This window comes from Millionella massiliensis, assembly GCF_900104655.1.
In the GTDB taxonomy this organism is placed as follows: Bacteria; Bacteroidota; Bacteroidia; order Bacteroidales; family Rikenellaceae; genus Rikenella; species Rikenella massiliensis.
The window spans coordinates 2,830,545-2,847,411 of record NZ_FNWD01000002.1 but is presented as its reverse complement, the minus strand read 5'-3'; the positions used below and the strand labels follow the sequence as shown (position 1 = coordinate 2,847,411).

The window sequence follows — 16,867 nt, the reverse complement described above, 5'->3', positions numbered from 1 at the left end:
ATGCAAAACAGGAAGGCAAGCCTGTTTTTGCCGCCGTTTTATCCGATTTCGGACAGAAAGCCACGGAAGCGGAGTTTCCCGTCGCCGCCCACGGCGCGACAACAAGAGACCCATTCGCTTCGAAACCGAAACTGAACTTTTGCACCTTTCTTTTATGGAACGGAACGAATCTCTGCGGCGCGACGTGGCCGCAATCCGGGAGCAGTCTCCCCTGGTACACAACATTACGAACTACGTGGTGATGAACAACACGGCCAACGCCCTGCTGGCCGTCGGCGCATCGCCCGTGATGGCCCACAGCGAGGAGGAGTCAGCCGACATGGCGCGGCTGGCCGGTGCGCTGGTCATCAACGTGGGGACCCTCTCGCCGGAATGGGTGCGTGGCATGGAATGCGCCATGCGCGCCGCCAGCGAGGCCGGCATACCGATCGTTTACGACCCGGTGGGAGCCGGTGCCACCCCCTATCGCAACCAGGTGAACGACCACCTGCTGCGCGTCGCCCGGCCGACCATCGTTCGCGGCAACGGTTCGGAGATCATGGCCGTAGCGGCCGGTTTCGGTCTGGGAGCGACGACCCACACCAAGGGGGTGGACTCGACCGCCGGATCGGACGCCGCCGTAGCCGCCGCCTCGGCCCTGTCGGAGCACCTCCGGACAACGGTCGTCATCAGCGGCCCGACAGACTACATCGTGTGCGGCGAGCGAGTGCTGGAAAACCGTTACGGCACCCCCATGATGGCACGCGTAACGGGGATGGGATGCACCGCCACGGCCATATGCGGAGCCTTCGCCGCCGTGAACGGCGACCCGGCCGAAGCGGCGCTGAACGCCATGACGCTGATGGGACTGTGCGGCGAAGAGGCACTGGCCAACTCCCAGGGACCGGGCAGTTTTCAGGTCGCCTTCCTCGACGCCCTGTACCGTTTCGGCCAGCAGCAGTAAACCGACACGACCGCTCGCTATCTCGGGCAGCGCAGCAGACAACGCCCGCCCCACCCTACCCCAGAAATCCACCACCCACAAAAAGCACCAACAGATTGGAACCGAACGAATTCGATTTTCTCACCTCACCCGAAGGATTGGCCCTGGTCGAGCAACATATCGACGACAACCCGGCCCGTCTGGCTCTGAAGTTGCGCCATCCGGCCGTCACGCGACAGATCCAGATGCTCCAGAAGTGCCGCACCAAACTGCCCGGCTACCATGCGGCACGGTGCATCGTACCGCCAATCGCCTACGAGCAGGCCAGCAGCGAAGCGACCGCCGCCGCCCGCACCGCGGGGATCCTCGACGCCATCCCCGACGGCGAACGGCGACTGGCGATCGATCTGACGTGCGGTCTGGGGGTCGACAGCCTGGCGCTGAGCCGCGCTTTCGAACGGGTCGTGACGGTCGAGACCGACCCGCTGCGAGCCGCCATCGCCCGGTGGAACTTCAGCCGCCTCGGAGCCGACAACATCACCGTGGTACGCGCCTCGGCCGAAGACTTTGTCGCCGCCCTGCCCGACGAATACCGCAACGCCGACCTGATCTACGTCGATCCATCGCGCAAACAGGCCGACGGGAAACGGGTCTATTCGATCGAAGAGAGCTCGCCCGACATCCTGCAAATGCTCCCCACGCTGCGTAGCCTTGCCCGCCGCATCGTGGTCAAACTGTCGCCGCTCTTCGACGTAGCCGAAGTCTACCGGCTTTTCGGTCCCGGAGCGTGCGCCGAAGTAATCTCGCTCGACGGCGAATGCAAGGAGGTGCTGGCCAAAGTGGGATTCGCCGCGGAGGCCGAAGCTACACCCTACCTGCGGACAACGATTATCCGCCACGGCCAGGTGCGCCGTTTCGATTTCAGCCAGGTATCGCTCGACACCCCGTTTCCGTCCGCCAGCCGACCGGACGAATTGCCGATCCTGCTGGTGCCGGACGTCGCCTTTTACAAGGCACGCGCCGTGGCCGCCTACGCCGCTGTCTGCCAGACGCACGGGACCATTGCGCCGGTGGGTGAATACCTCGTATCGGACCATGTACCCGCCGATTTTGCCGGCACGGCGTACCGGATCACGCAACGCATGCCCTACCGCCCCAAAGAGGTCGCCCGTACGCTGCGCAGCCGCGGCATCCGACGTTTCAACATCCACCGCCGGGGCTTCCCGGCCTCAGCCGAACAGATCGCCCGCACACTGGGCGTCACCCCGGGAGGCGCGAACGATCTGTTCGTCCTCACGCTCGACGGCCAGCCCACAGCCTTGTTTGTCGACAGAATTGATTAACTTTGTCAACCGCCGTCCGGGAGCGCCCCCGGCATTTCAGCCATCCTCCCCCGGCGGAACGATCCAAACAACACAAACCGAGAGAACATCGTATTATGGGTAATTTCAAGGAAGAGGTAGCCAAGATTCGGGCATTTGTTTTCGATGTCGACGGGGTTTTCACCGACGGCCGCATTCTGATAACGCCGGACGGCGAATTTCTGCGTGAATACAGCGTTCGCGACGGGCTGGCCGTTGTCCGCGCCGTCAAGAAGGGTTACCCGATCGGGGTGATCTCGGGAGGCCACGGCGACCAGCTCCGCCGACGCATGGAGGGGCTCGGAATCGAACACATCTACACGGGCAAAGAGAGCAAAATCGAGTCGCTCCACCACTTTTCCGAACAGTGCGGCGTGCCGCTCGACGAGATGATCTACATGGGCGACGACTTCCCGGACATTCCACCCATGCGGGCCGTACGTCTGGCCACGGCTCCGGCCGATGCCGACCCCACGGTCAAAGGGGTGGTCCACTACGTGTCGGCCTACCCGGGCGGCCGCGGATGCGTGCGCGACATCATAGAACAGGTGCTGCGGGCCCGGGGCGACTGGTTCGAGTACTAAACTGCGACTGAAACCGGTTCCATTTTCCCGTCCTGTTCCCGCCTCGTTTCATCAGGCCATAGGGTAAAGGGGTTCCTCCCTGACCGGAACGCGCCTTGCAAAGAGCCCTTCTCAACCTTATTTCCCAGATTCCCACTACAATCCGGGAATATCAAAAACAGAAAGCCTCAGAATGCTGTTCAGACATTCTGAGGCTTTTTTATTCATCCGATTCGGTCCAGTCCTGCCCCTCCAGCACCACGCGCCTCCCACACTCTCTCACCGGCCGTCTCTCTCGTTCCACTCCACACCCTCTCCTTCCTCTGATACACTCCGCACCTCCCGGCCTACCTTCCGCTCCACTTCGTCTCTCATGCTCCCCCTGCCCTCACTCCATGGCCGTTTTCCCGATCCTCTCCTTTCGCTCCGCCTCTTCATCCCCCTCTCCGGCCTCTGCTCTGCCTCTTCAATCCATTCTGCACCTTCAATTGCGGCAGACACTTTCAACCGGACACGGCTGCTTCCGTCTCAATCCATTCCAGACCAGAATACCGTCGAGCAACGGCATTCAAATCCCTCAAAAAAAACAAAAAACGGAGAGGCGAGGGCGGCGAATCCAAACCCACCGGGCAGAATGCCCATAACGTCGCCCCCGTCTCCCGTCTTTTCAACATTTCCGAACGATTATTCGGAAACCCTTTGTACAATGTCGCAACTTCTCACCCGCAATTCTTCCCCTCCGCCCGATGCACCACGGTCGCGAAACTCTCTTCCGCACCGCCCGGTGTCTGCGAAAAGGGACGAACAATTGCAGGGTTTTGTGAACAGGTTAGTCCCGGCCCATCTTGGCCTTGGCGCTCTCCTCCACCTCGTCGGCTTTGGCGCTCACCTTCTGAGCGGCGGCCGACACGGCCGAGGCTGCAGTAGCCACTCCGCTGTTCACCTTCTCCTTCACCGCTTCACCCACCTCGCCGGCTTTCTCTTTAACCTGATCGGCCTTTTCGGCAACGGTTTCTTTCACCTGAGCCGCCTTTTCGGCAACCGTCTCCTTCATTTGGGCAGCCTTTTCAACCACGGTTTCCTTCATCTGAGCCGCTTTTTCAGCAACCGTCTCCTTGACCTGAGCAGCCCGCTCCTTCACCGTCTCCTTGACGTCTTCGGTTTTGATCGACACCGCCGTAGCCGCATGAGCAGCAGCTTCCTTGACGGCCTGTCCGGCTTCTTTCAGTTTGTTTTTTGCTTCGGCCAAAGCTTCTTTGGCAGCCGCATTATTATCTTTTTCAGCCATTACTCTACCTGGTATTATCATTTGACATATCCGGATCTGCGAATATTTCCGCTCGGGGAGTATTCCTAATTACCCGGAACATTCTTGACTATTGCAAAAAGCAGGCCATTTTTCCGATATCGAACACCTTTTTTATTATAAAGTTCTCCGAGGCTATCCATCTTTTCCTCTCACCCCCGCCGGGCATAAAAATCATCGTCCCGTCCTACTGCTATTTTTGCAGTTGCAGGGTATAGTTCAGCCCCGATTCGATACGCTGCAAACCGGCGCCCAACAACACAATACTGTCGCCCATATAGAGGAAATTGGTCGTGTCGGGGCGCGTACCCGGCTCTACCAGCCGATAGTAAACCGCCGACGGATCACCGGCAATCCCGGTCGCCGTTTCCCAGCGTCCGCGCGAATCGACCGTCAGGTCCTTGCCATCCTCGGCCTCCAGATAGGTCATCGACAGGGTGAAATCACCCGAAGCCGAGTCGGCCGGAGCGGCCAGCGTCACGTCGAAAACAATCCCCGGACAGTCGGCCGCCGGCAACGTCCCCACATAGCGACGCACCACCGTATCGGCCGCCCCGGCAGCACTTTTCGCGGAGCCTGCTCCGCCACATGCCGTCAGAGCGCCCGCAAGCGCCACGGCAGCGATCTGACACAAACGTTTTGTATTCATACGCCCACAAACTGGTTAACTATCCACGTGTGAAAATACACAAAAATTACAAAAAGACAAAACCCGAAAAATTCATATCTTTGTCATTCTACATCACCCGATAGCCCAGCACACATGGAAATCACCATTCTCGGCATAGAATCCTCGTGCGACGACACCTCGGCAGCCGTCATACGCGACGGGGTACTGCTCTCGAACGTCATCGCCTCCCAAGCCGTCCACGCCGAATACGGCGGCGTCATTCCCGAACTCGCCTCGCGCGCCCACGGCCAGAACATCGTCCCGGTGGTCGACCTGGCCCTCAAACGGGCCGGCGTCACCCCCGCCGAAGTGGACGGTATCGCCGTCACCCGCGGCCCCGGTCTGCTCGGTTCGCTGCTGGTGGGCGTTTCCTTCGCCAAAGGCTTCGCCATCGCCCAGGACACCCCCATCATGGAGGTCAACCACCTGCAGGGACACATCCTGGCACACTTCGTCACCACGCCCGACCGGCCCGACGCACCCAAACCCCGGTTCCCGTTCCTGTGCCTGCTCGTATCGGGCGGCAACTCGCAGATCGTACTGGTGCGCGACTACCTCGACATGGAGATCCTCGGTAGCACCATCGACGACGCCGCAGGCGAAGCGTTCGACAAATGCGCCAAAATCATGGGCCTGCCCTACCCCGGCGGCCCGCTGATCGACAAACTCGCCCGGGAGGGCGACCCCAAAGCCTTCAAATTCGCCAAACCGTCGGTCAACGGATTCGATTACAGCTTCAGCGGTCTGAAAACCTCGTTCCTCTACTTCCTGCGCGACCACGTGGCCGACGATCCCGACTTCATCGAAAAACACAAGGCCGACCTCTGCGCCTCGCTGCAGGCTACCATTGTCGACATCCTGATGAACAAACTCATCAAGGCCGCCAAACAATACGACATTACCGAGATCGCCGTCGCCGGAGGCGTATCGGCCAACTCCGGTCTGCGTGAAGCCATCCTCGCCGCCGGCGAGAAATATGACTGGAGAACCTACATCCCGCCCTTCTCGCTGACCACCGACAACGCCGCCATGATCGCCATCACCGGCTACTACAAATACCTGCGCGAAGAGTTCGCCTCGCTGGACATGGCTCCCGCCGCCCGCGCCGCCGACCTGTAGACGCACACTACACCGGACTTTATCTTAACCCCACAGAACCACGGCTCCGCCTTTCGCGGGGCCCATTTTACAACACCCCAAACCTATCCCGCATGAAAAAGTTCAACCTGATCATCATCTGCCTGCTGGGCTGGATGCTCAGCATCAGCGCCCAGGCACGAACTCCGCTGCGTGTGGCCTGTGTCGGCAACAGCATCACCTACGGCGCCGGCATCGCCAACCGCGACGCCAACAGCTACCCCGCCCAATTGCAGGAGTACCTCGGCGACGAGTACGAAGTGTGCAATTTCGGTGTCTCAGGCCGCACCCTGCTGAACCACGGCGACCTGCCCTACACCCAGACTGCCGAATATAAAGCCTCGCTCGAGTTCGCGCCCGACATCGTGCTCATCAAACTCGGCACCAACGACTCCAAACCTCAGAACCGCGGTTATCTGGCCACCGAATTTCTGTCCGACTACCGCGCCCTGATCCGCAGCTACCGCGAACTTCCGTCCCATCCCGAAGTGATCCTGCTCAGCCCCGTCAAGTGCTTCACCGACGACAACATCAGCGACCAGGTCATCGGCGGTCAGATCGTTCCGCTCGTGCGGCAGCTCGCCTTCGAAGACAACCTGCCGATCATCAACCTCTACAACCTGTTCGGCAACACCTGGGACGGTGTTCTGATGCCCGACCGCATCCACCCCTCCTCGATCGGAGCCGGACGAATGGCCCGCACCATCGGCGAGTACATCCTCCGCAACTGCGGCCGTCCCGCCCCGGGCTATCCGGCCGTGCTGCCCGCTCCGACCGACAGCGTGAACTTCCACGGCCACGCCCAGTATAACTTCACCATGCCGTGGGGCAAAGAGGGCGAAGGCGTCGCCTGCCACCTCGTCCTGCCACGCGCCGCTGCCGAAGGACAGCCCTGGGTACTCCGCGCCCGCTTCTGGGGCCACGAACCGCAGGCCGACATCGCCCTGCTCGAAAACGGCTTCGCCATTGCCTACTGCGACGTAGCCAACCTCTACGGCGCGGAAGAGGCCCTCAAACGCTGGGATAAATTCTACAAGATGATGACCCGTGCCGGATTCAGCAAACGCATCGCCCTCGAGGGGATGAGCCGCGGCGGCCTGCCCATCTACAACTGGGCCGTTCGCCATCCGAAACAGACGCTCTGCATCTATGCCGACGCGCCGGTCATGGACCTCAAGAGCTGGCCCGCAGGCCGCGGCGAAGCCGGAGCGGAAGACACCCGTCTGATGATGGCCGCCTACGGCTTCGACAGCGACCAGGAGCTGCGCGACTGGAAAAAGAATCCGATCGACCACGCCGAAGCCATGGCCCGGACCGACATTCCGCTGCTGCACATTGTCGGTGAGGCCGACCAGGTCGTTCCGCCGGTCGACAACACCAACGTTTTCGAGAAACGCTACACCGCCGCCGGAGGCACCCATCTGGAGATCATCCGCAAACCGGGCGTCGATCACCACCCCCACTCGCTCAACAATCCGGAGCCGATCGTCACCTTCATGCTTCGTGCCGCAGGTCTCTACACCAACCCCTGCACCCGCCCCGTTCCCGGCAACGAATACCGTTCGGCCGCCGGATGGATCGCCGGTTCGGAGTGGCACAGTGTAGCCGAAGACATCACCGCCACGCTGGAACGACATGCCCAACAACTCGGCCCGAACAAAGGGCTGCGCGTGCTGCTGCTGGGTAACTCCATCACCCAGGGTTTCGGCGGCTGCCGCAACCGTGTGGCCTACAAGCCCGGCCGCGCCGCCATGGACGCGGTGATCGGCGACAGTACCCTGTGGGAAAGCGCCGCGATCTCGGGCGACCGGACCCAAAACCTGTTGTGGCGTCTGCAAAACGGTAACTATGAGGTTGCCCGTCCCGAAACGCTGATCATCACCATCGGGGTGAACAACCTGATCGCCGGCGACCAACCCGACGAGGTTGCCGACGGCATCGAAGCGGTTGCCCGCGAGGCCGCCGGACGTTTCCCGAACAGCCGCATCATTCTGTTCGGTCTGCTGCCGACCGGTGCCGACAACGCCGACCCGATGCGTCAGAAGAGCCTCCGGGTACACCAACTGCTCGCCGAACGGACGGCCGACCTGCCGCAAAACGTAGAGTATGTCGATCCGACCGCCTGGTTCGTTGGTCCCGACAGCAAATTCCTGCCCGGCCTCTACTCCGGCGACAACATCCATCTGACCTCCGCCGGTTACGAGGTGTGGTGCAAACAGATCAAGACTCTGCTCAACCAATAAGCCCCTCGCAGGAGGTGGTGCAACACCCCCGGCTAAATCACAAAAGCGCGGTCCGGATGAATCTTTCGTACAAAGAATTCATCCGGACCGCGCCTTTTTCTTATCATCTCTCAACGGTCAGGCCCAACATCTTTTCCCCCGCAAAGCACCCGGCACTCCATTCATATCACGTTCGACCTGTTTCCAACCCTGATTCTATTTACAACATTACTCCCCCCCGCACGATCTGCGTCAAGAATTTGTATTTAGGAAAAATCCGAAAAAACGTTTCTCGCTCCCCCGGCCGATTATCTCCGGCAGATCCGGCGGAAATCGCACACGGCACACTTGTCGCGATATTCAGTCTGCACGAAAGGTATCTGCGGGTCAAGCATCGAGGCGAAAATCGCCTCCAGCCCCTGCATCAGCGGCTGAGCCTCCTCGACCCGGAAACGGGCCACCGGCATCGTCTCGTCCTTGCAGGCGGGCACCGGCGAAAATGCCTCAGATCCCATCTTACGCGCCACATAGAGCGCCGGAGCCACCGGTGCCCGTTCCTCGGCACCGAGCACCAGGGCATAGAGCAGCGTTTGCAGCATGGCTCCGTTATGCTTATAGCAACGCACCTCGCCATGTTGCGACACCCCGTCGTTCGTAAAGAGACTCTCCAGCGAAGGGAATTCCGGCGTATCGCCGCCACTCTTGTAATCGACAATCCGCAACGAGCCGTCGGCCAGCAGGTCAATCCGGTCGGCCACCCCCGCCAGCACGACGGAACGTCCGCCGAACACAAAGGTGTGCTTCAACTTACGCTCCAGCCCGTACACAACGAAAGGTTCGCCCCCCTCGCGCATATCGAAACGAAGGATATGGCTGACGTATCGCGATACGATGTCCCGGTGCAGCTGCATCCGGCCGCTCAGTTCGATCTGCTGCCCGCGTGCCCCCATCACGTCGGCCATGGCCTGTTCGACCGCCTCGCGCACCTCATCATCGGTCAGTGCCGCGATGCGACGGGCCGCATCGGGCTGCCCGAGCATCGGCGTGTAGAGCAGTTCCATCGCCCGGTGAAGCGTATTCCCGACATCCAGATGGGTCACTTCGGGCTCGATCTGATCGGGCACTTCGAGCCGCTCAATGTCGGCAAAGTAGAACTTCAGCGGACAGTCGATGTACCGGTTCAGCTTCGAGGGGTAAAACTCCATCCGTTCCAACCGCCGCATCACCTCGGGCGACTTCTCGACCCGAATCGGCTCCACGGGACGGTAGTCGATCTGCAGGTTGATGTTGGCCCGTTCGGGCTGATGGGGCGACTCGTACTCCAGCTGATAGATATAGCGGCTCTGCTCGCCGGTCTGCTTTTCGTCGGCCGCCGAACTGTACAGCATCGTCAACCGCCGGCAACGCGCGATCAGGCGGTAGAAATAATAGGCATACATCGCCTCGTGATCCTGCGGCGTGGGCAGCCCGAAGGCCTGACGCAGGTTGAACGGTACGTAGGAACTTCCCTCCAGATTACCAGGGAAATTGTCGTCCGTGAGCGACAGCAGAATCACGTTGTCGAAATCGAGGTTGCGGGTCTCCAGAATCCCCATCACCTGCAGCCCGCTGAGCGGTTCGCCCTCGTACGGAACACGGGTGCCGTTCAGTGTCTGCCGCAGGAGCGACACGTAGATTCCGACGGGCAGCTCGATGCCGCATTCGCGCACGGTGTTCCCCAGGCGAATCACGTGGTCCAGAATCGTAAAGATAAACTCCTTGCGTTCGCGCGCCTCCTCCGAGGAGGACTCGACGGCTCCCAGTTGCGAGAGAATCTCCTCGATGTAGCGCTGCATCTGCTCTACGTCGGTCACCGACCGGAAGATGCAGCTCAGCAACTCGTCGCCGGCAAAAAAGTCGGGCGGCACCCACACGGTTTGCCACGTATTGATCCGCTCGATGGCCTCACGCGCCGCGTCGGCCGACCGCTCGGCCACGTAGGGATGGGCCAGCACCCCCAGCACATCGGTGTGGGAGAAGAGTCCTTCGCGCTGGTGGCTCTGCAGCATCAGCAGCCGTTCCAACAGGATATAGGGCACGGTATTGACCAGCGGATAACCCATCGTGATGTTGAGCTGCCGGGCCACGGACGGAATGGAGTGCAGCACGGGCAGGAGCAGATTTTCGTCCGTGAGCACGATGGCCGTCTCCTTGTCGATCTGCCCCTGTTCACGGCTAATCTCTTCGAGTTCGCTGTACAGGGCTTTGCATTGCAGAATGTCGGAAGGGGTCGAAATCACCTGGATGCGTTTGGGCCGGACAAAGTTGTCGCGTTCGAACGCGGGCCCGTCGTCGCCGAAACGGGCGACGTTACGCCGGATAAATCGGCCGGCCTCCTGATCTTCAGAGTTAAAAAAGTAGTTATCGTAGTCCCAGTAGAAGCGGCCGGCATCGATCGTCTTCAAGTAGCCGAAGAGCCGTTTTTCACACTCGTTCAGTGCGTTGAAGCCGACAAAACAGAAACGTTTGCCGGCAAACCGTTCATCGACCGCCTCCGGATCGAGACTCTCGGCCACGTCGCGGTAGATCATGCCGCTGTATCCGATGCCGAGCTCGCGCAGGCGGGTTTTGTATTCAGAATATATCGCATGGAGCGACCGCCATATCCGCAGAAACTGCTGCTGTTCGGCCGAGCGGACGCTTTTCCGGTCGAGCGTCTGCCAGAAACCGCGCACCAGCTCCATGGCCTCGTCGTTCCCGGCAAAGAGACCGCCGAAACGGGCCTCAATGTCACGCAGGTCGCTGATGTTGGTGTAGAGCGCTCCGGCATCGATCAGGTATTTGTCGATGGTGTCGAAGTCGGCCAGCAGCATCTCGCCCCAGCGAAAAAAACGGTCGAAAGGTTCAGAGTGGTAACGGCTGTAAATTTTGTACAACTCCGCCACGAGCCGCAACCGGTCGCCGCTCTGCAGGGACGACAGGCTGCGGATCAGATCGTCCATCGAGAGGTAGCGGGGCTGCCACATGGGACGCCCGCCACTGATGCCCAGTAACGCTTCGTTGAAGAAAAGACGGGCGCGTTTACCGGGAAAGATGATATGCAGATCGGAAATACCGCTCCCGTACTCCGCATAGAGTGCTTCGGCCGTCTCGGTTAAAAATCTTTTCATGGACTACCCTCCGCTGTTCGGGGCCGGACGGCAACAGAGCGACACGGCCGTCGGTGACTATTTTCCCAGTTTGCAACGATAGGCGGCCCGCCACTTGCCTTTGGTGAAGGCGGCCAGTTTCGAACGGATCAGGTTTTTGCGGATCGGGGCAATGCGGTCGGTGAAGACGATACCGTCGATGTGGTCGTACTCATGCTGCACTACGCGGGCCGGGAAACCGTCGAACGCCTCGTCACGTTCCTTCAGATTCTCGTCGATATAGCGGATACGGATCTGAGAGGGCCGTACGACGTCTTCGTTCAGCCCGGGCAGGCTCAGACACCCTTCGCCCATCTTCACTTCGGCGCCGCTGCGTTCATAGATATGGGCGTTGATGAAGACCTGTTTGAGGGGCATCCCCTGGGGAACCTCGTCGGCCACCGGCGTCAGGTCGATGCAGAAGAGTCGGATCGGGAGCCCCACCTGGGGAGCGGCCAGCCCGACGCCATCGGCCTCTTCCATCGTTTCGAACATATTGGAGATCAACTCCTTCAGATTGGGATAGCTGTTCACGTCAATATCCTGCGCCTCTTCGCGCAGAACCGGCGATCCGTAGATGTAGATCGGTAATATCATGGTTTATCAGTGTTTTTTCAGGACAACATTCATCGGACTCACGCAATAACCACCCGCACGATGCACGCCTGGCGCCGAACGTTCTCTCCGGCCCGATACCGCACGCGGGTCAATGTCGCGACTCCATATAGGATTGCAGGATGATGACGGCGCTGACCCGGTCGACCAGCCCCTTGTTCGTGCGCCGTTCCATCTTCCGGACCCCGCCTTCGATGATCGCCCGGTGGGCCAGCACGGAGGTGAAGCGTTCGTCATGAAAGACGACCGGAATGTCGGGCAGCACCTTGCGCAGGCGGTTCACAAACGGACGGATATAGCGCTGCGACTCGGACGGTTCGCCGTTCATCTGGCGCGGTTCGCCCACCACGAACAACTCCACCTCGTTCTGCTCCGCGTAACGGACCAGAAAATCGACCGCCTCGTGAGCCGGGACGGTATCCAAAGCGGTGGCGATAAGCTGCAGCGGGTCCGTAACGGCCAGTCCGACCCGTTTTCTGCCGTAGTCTATTGCAACGATTCTTCCCATAATCCAGACACAAAAGTAACGAAATAAAACGAGCTTTTCGTACCTTTGAACACTCACCCAACCCAATCATGAAACAGACCCTCGCGACACTGGCCGCCCTGGCCGCCATAGGAGCCGCACACGGAGCTCCCAAAGAACGTCCCAACGTGATCCTGCTGATGAGCGATCAACAACGCTTCGACTTTCTCGGCACGGTCAACCCCAATATCATCACCCCGAACCTCGACGCACTGGCCGCCGACGGCGTACAGTTCGTCAACGGCTACAGCTCGACGCCCAGCAGTACCCCGGCCCGCTCCGGTCTGCTCACCGGTCAGGCTCCGTGGCACCACGGCATGATCGGTTATTATGCCAAAGTGGCGCCCCACTACCCCATCGAGCTGCCCCAGCTGCTCACCGACGCCGGCTACTACAGCTACGGAATCGGAAAAATGCACTGGCATCCGCAGCGCGCCCTGCACGGCTTCGCCAATACCGAGCTGGATGAATCAGGCCGCGTCGAAGACCCCGGTTTCGTGAGCGACTACCGCCAGTGGTTTGCCCGCGTGGCCCCCGGCCTCAACCCCGACTCGAGCCACATCGACTGGAACGGCCACGCCGCGGCAGTCTATCCGCTGGCCGACACCCTCCACCCCACATGGTGGACCGGCGAACGCGCCGTACAGTTCATCCGCAACTACGACAAATCGCAGCCCCTCTTCCTCAAGGTATCGTTCGCACGCCCCCACAGCCCGTACGACCCGCCACGCCGCTATCTCGACCAGTATGCCGACGTACCGATGCCCGCCCCGGCCACCGGCGGCTGGGACTCGACCTACTCGATCCGCTACCCGCATGATCCGGTGAAAAACCCGATTGCCGCCTATGGCGACTTCGGTGAAGAGTACGCCCTCAACTCACGCCGCCACTACGCAGCCAACGTCACCTTCGTCGACGAACAGATCGGCCGCGTGATCGAAGCCCTCAAAGAGAAAGGGCTTTACGACAACTCGATCATCATCTTCATCTCGGACCACGGCGACATGCTTGGCGATCACTACCACTGGCGCAAGACCTACGCCTACGAAGGCTCGGCCCACATTCCGTTCATCGTGCGCTACCCCGAAGGGATGAAGGCAAAGGTCAAACGCGGCACCACCCGTGACGAGCTGGTCGAAATCCGCGACATCCTGCCCACCTTCCTCGACGCCGCCGGCGCCGAGATTCCGCAGGGCGTAGACGGTCAGTCGATCCTCGAGCTGCTGCGCGACCCGAAAAAAGCCGAATGGCGCACCCAGCTCGACCTGGAGCACTCCACCTGCTACGGCGGCAGCGGCTGGGTCGGTCTGGTGGACGGCCGCTACAAATACATCTGGTTCTACGGCAACGGCCAGGAACAGCTGTTCGACCTGAAAACCGACCCCAACGAGACCCGCGACCTGCATGCCGATCCCGCACAGGCCGAACGCATGGCAGCCTTCCGCAAGAGCATGGCCTGCCACCTGAGCGAACGCGGCGACAAATGGGTATCGCCCGACGGCCAGTTGCTCGTGAACAAAAACGTGCCGGTACTGACCCCGAACTATCCCAAACCCGAAGGAAAATAGTTAACTTTGCCCCTCGACTAATACACAGATCCCGATGACACAAGAGGAACTTTTCAAAAAGCTGATCGCACACAGCAAAGAGTACGGATTCATCTTCCCCTCCAGCGAGATATACGACGGTCTGGCCGCCGTTTACGACTACGGCCAGCTGGGCGTCGAACTCAAGAACAACATCAAACGCTACTGGTGGGACGCCATGACCAAACTGCATGAAAACATCGTCGGCATCGACGCCGCCATCTTCATGCACCCCAAAACCTGGGAAGCCTCAGGCCACGTGAGCGCCTTCAACGACCCGCTGATCGACAACAAAGACAGCAAAAAACGCTACCGCGCCGATGTGCTGATCGAAGACTGGATCGCCAAACAGGACGAAAAGATCGAAAAAGAGGTGGCCAAAGCCGCCAAACGTTTCGGTGACGCCTTCGACCGCGAACAGTTCGTCACCACCAACCCCCGCGTGCTGGAAATCAAGGCCAAACGCGACGCCGCACACGAGAAAATGACCGAAGTGCTGAACGCCAATGACCTGGCCGGCGTCAAAGCCCTGATCGAAGAGCTCGGAATCGTCTGCCCCATCAGCGGAACCAAAAACTGGACCGACGTTCGTCAGTTCAACCTGATGTTCCAGACCCAGATGGGTTCCACGGCCGACGGCGCCAACACCGTCTACCTGCGTCCCGAAACCGCACAGGGTATCTTCGTCAACTTCCTGAACGTGCAGAAAACCGGCCGCATGAAAATCCCCTTCGGGATCGCCCAGATCGGTAAAGCCTTCCGCAACGAAATCGTCGCCCGGCAATTCATCTTCCGCATGCGCGAATTCGAACAGATGGAGATGCAGTTCTTCGTCAAACCCGGCACCGAAATGCAGTGGTTCGAACACTGGCGTCAGTTCCGCATGAGTTGGCACCGCGCCCTCGGTTTCGGCGACGAACACTACCGTTTCCACGACCACGAGAAACTGGCCCACTACGCCAATGCAGCCACCGACGTCGAATACGAATTCCCGTTCGGCTTCAAAGAGGTCGAAGGGATCCACTCCCGTACCGACTTCGACCTGTCGCAACACGCCAAATACTCCGGCAAGAAGATCCAATACTTCGACACCGAAAGCGGCGAAAGCTACACCCCCTACGTGGTTGAAACCTCGATCGGGGTCGACCGCATGTTCCTGCAGGTTTTCTCGGCCGCCTATACCGAAGAGAAACTCGAAAACGGCGAAGAACGTATCGTGATGCGCTTCCCGGCCGCTCTCGCTCCGGTGAAAGTGGCCGTACTGCCGCTGGTCAAGAAAGACGGACTGCCCGACATCGCCCGTCAGATCGTCAACGACCTCAAGTTCGACCACTACGTACAGTACGACGAAAAAGACAGCATCGGGAAACGCTACCGCCGTCAGGACGCCATCGGGACCCCGCTCTGCGTTACGGTCGACCACCAGAGCCTCGAAGACCAGACCGTCACGATCCGTCACCGCGACACCATGCAGCAGGAACGCGTCGCCATCGCCGACCTGCCCAAGATCGTTCACGACATGGTCAGCCTGCGTCCGCTCTTCGCAAAACTCGTCAAGTAGAGCACAGCCGATAGCCCACCGGCAAGACTACAAACTGAAAGAATTGCGCCAGATTTATCGTAAAATCTGGCGCAATTTTTGTATATATCTCAGAAAGCACGTCTAAACTCCCCCGCCATGATTACCAAACACCTTTTGCTGACAGCAGCGCTGCTCAGCACCTCACTCACACTATCCGCTCAACAAGCCGACATCGAAATCGACAGCAAATGGGTCGATAACACCAACCTGGAGATCTCAGCCGTCAAACACACCGTCGGGAGCTACACCATCGCCATCGTGTTCACCGAACGGCAGAACACCCGCCAGGCTCCCACCTTCAAAACCATCATGCGCGGTCCCTCCCAACGTCTGCTGACCGTAGAAGCCGCCAATGCCGAACGACCGGTCAGATGTGCCTACCGCTACACCTACGTCCGCGGCTACCACCATCCCAAGCTCGACAGTTCGTTCGTCTACCGTCTGCCGTACAGCACCTCCCACGCCCCCGTCATGGCACGATCCATTCTGAATCTCAATGAGACCTTCCTCAACGGGAAGCCCGCCCGCGGCTGGCATTCCTGGCAATTCCTGCTCAACCCGGGTGACACCGTTTTCGCCGCCCGGAAAGGCACCGTGGTCGAAGTCCACGACGGAGCAGCACAACTGGAGTCCCATCTTTCGGCCAGCTACCACAGCGACAACAACAACGTTCTGATCGAACATCCCGACGGAACGCTCTGCAACTACTCGGTGCTGGAGGCCGGCAGCATTCAGGTCCGGGAGGGCGACATCGTCTATCCCGGCACACCGATAGCCCGCGCCGGCAGCTACAACGAAGGCACAGCGGAGACACAGCTCCGCATGCTTATCTATTTCCCGGACGAAAAGCCCAATGTCACCTCGCCGAACGCCGAAACCTTCTTCGAGTGGGTCTATTACAATCCCCATTTCGCCACCTCCGAAGGTACCTGTCAACTACAGGACGGGAGATCCTACCAGGCTGTATCTTCACCTGAACTGGTACAGGCCGAAATGACCAAGCGGGAGATCAAGCAAATGAAATAAGACTCCGGAACAAAATCCGATTACACGAGCCCGTACAGTGTGTGTGTTCTTCCGCCGAGCTTGCGCACATACATACTTACCCTTCTACCCGAGCTCAGACCATAAACTAACACCCACAAATACAACGCCTTATATAGAAACATATCTACCCGTCTGTATCGGGAGTGCGAATATAGCACGCGGG

The 16,867-nt window shown here is 59.9% G+C and carries 13 protein-coding genes; 8 read left to right on the top strand and 5 right to left on the bottom strand.

The genetic code is table 11. The features are described 5' to 3' along the window. Positions 1-154: 154 nt before the first annotated feature. The 3 genes from thiM to BQ5379_RS10775 all read left to right on the top strand — a co-directional run bounded on the left by thiM (position 155) and on the right by BQ5379_RS10775 (position 2,867). Positions 155-943: a hydroxyethylthiazole kinase gene (gene thiM / locus BQ5379_RS10785; protein WP_071135442.1), complete on the top strand. Its 789-nt coding sequence runs from the start codon at positions 155-157 to the stop codon at positions 941-943. A gap of 95 nt (positions 944-1,038) precedes the next feature. Further along, positions 1,039-2,265, top strand: a complete 1,227-nt coding sequence (locus BQ5379_RS10780; RefSeq protein ID WP_071135441.1) for a THUMP-like domain-containing protein — start codon at positions 1,039-1,041, stop codon at positions 2,263-2,265. Between the two features lie 95 nt (positions 2,266-2,360). Beyond that, positions 2,361-2,867 (top strand): KdsC family phosphatase, encoded by a 507-nt coding sequence (locus BQ5379_RS10775; RefSeq protein ID WP_071135440.1) that lies wholly within the window; start codon positions 2,361-2,363, stop codon positions 2,865-2,867. Positions 2,868-3,675: 808 nt separating this feature from the next. Here the strand turns inward: BQ5379_RS10775 and BQ5379_RS10770 are convergent. Together BQ5379_RS10770 and BQ5379_RS10765 are read right to left on the bottom strand one after the other, a co-directional pair. Then, positions 3,676-4,134, bottom strand: coding sequence for a hypothetical protein (locus BQ5379_RS10770; RefSeq protein WP_071135439.1), 459 nt, complete (start codon positions 4,132-4,134; stop codon positions 3,676-3,678). A gap of 211 nt (positions 4,135-4,345) precedes the next feature. Continuing rightward, positions 4,346-4,801 (bottom strand): copper resistance protein NlpE N-terminal domain-containing protein, encoded by a 456-nt coding sequence (locus BQ5379_RS10765; RefSeq protein WP_083377721.1) that lies wholly within the window; start codon positions 4,799-4,801, stop codon positions 4,346-4,348. Positions 4,802-4,915: 114 nt separating this feature from the next. On the opposite strand from BQ5379_RS10765, the gene tsaD reads away from it, so the two are divergent. Further along, complete coding sequence (gene tsaD / locus BQ5379_RS10760; protein ID WP_071135437.1) at positions 4,916-5,941, top strand: tRNA (adenosine(37)-N6)-threonylcarbamoyltransferase complex transferase subunit TsaD; 1,026 nt, start codon at positions 4,916-4,918, stop codon at positions 5,939-5,941. Between the two features lie 92 nt (positions 5,942-6,033). Then, positions 6,034-8,202 (top strand): GDSL-type esterase/lipase family protein, encoded by a 2,169-nt coding sequence (locus BQ5379_RS10755; protein ID WP_071135436.1) that lies wholly within the window; start codon positions 6,034-6,036, stop codon positions 8,200-8,202. A 287-nt stretch (positions 8,203-8,489) separates the two neighbouring features. Here the strand turns inward: BQ5379_RS10755 and BQ5379_RS10750 are convergent, their stop codons facing one another. The 3 genes from BQ5379_RS10750 to ruvX form a co-directional block, all read right to left on the bottom strand. Beyond that, positions 8,490-11,330, bottom strand: coding sequence for a PD-(D/E)XK nuclease family protein (locus BQ5379_RS10750; RefSeq protein WP_071135435.1), 2,841 nt, complete (start codon positions 11,328-11,330; stop codon positions 8,490-8,492). Between the two features lie 57 nt (positions 11,331-11,387). After that, positions 11,388-11,945, bottom strand: coding sequence for a peptide deformylase (gene def, locus BQ5379_RS10745; protein ID WP_071135434.1), 558 nt, complete (start codon positions 11,943-11,945; stop codon positions 11,388-11,390). A 109-nt stretch (positions 11,946-12,054) separates the two neighbouring features. Continuing rightward, the gene (gene ruvX / locus BQ5379_RS10740; RefSeq protein WP_071135433.1) at positions 12,055-12,471 is read right to left on the bottom strand and encodes a Holliday junction resolvase RuvX; all 417 of its coding nucleotides are present in this window, start codon (positions 12,469-12,471) and stop codon (positions 12,055-12,057) included. Positions 12,472-12,539: 68 nt separating this feature from the next. Here ruvX and BQ5379_RS10735 point away from each other — a divergent pair, with 68 nt between their 5' ends. The 3 genes from BQ5379_RS10735 (at position 12,540) to BQ5379_RS10725 (ending at position 16,683) form a co-directional block, all read left to right on the top strand. Further along, on the top strand, positions 12,540-14,057 hold the full coding sequence (locus BQ5379_RS10735) for an arylsulfatase (RefSeq protein WP_071135432.1): 1,518 nt from the start codon (positions 12,540-12,542) through the stop codon (positions 14,055-14,057). 34 nt (positions 14,058-14,091) lie between these two features. Beyond that, positions 14,092-15,636, top strand: coding sequence for a glycine--tRNA ligase (locus BQ5379_RS10730; RefSeq protein ID WP_071135431.1), 1,545 nt, complete (start codon positions 14,092-14,094; stop codon positions 15,634-15,636). A gap of 117 nt (positions 15,637-15,753) precedes the next feature. Next, positions 15,754-16,683 (top strand): M23 family metallopeptidase, encoded by a 930-nt coding sequence (locus tag BQ5379_RS10725; protein ID WP_071135430.1) that lies wholly within the window; start codon positions 15,754-15,756, stop codon positions 16,681-16,683. The last annotated feature ends 184 nt before the right edge of the window (positions 16,684-16,867 follow it).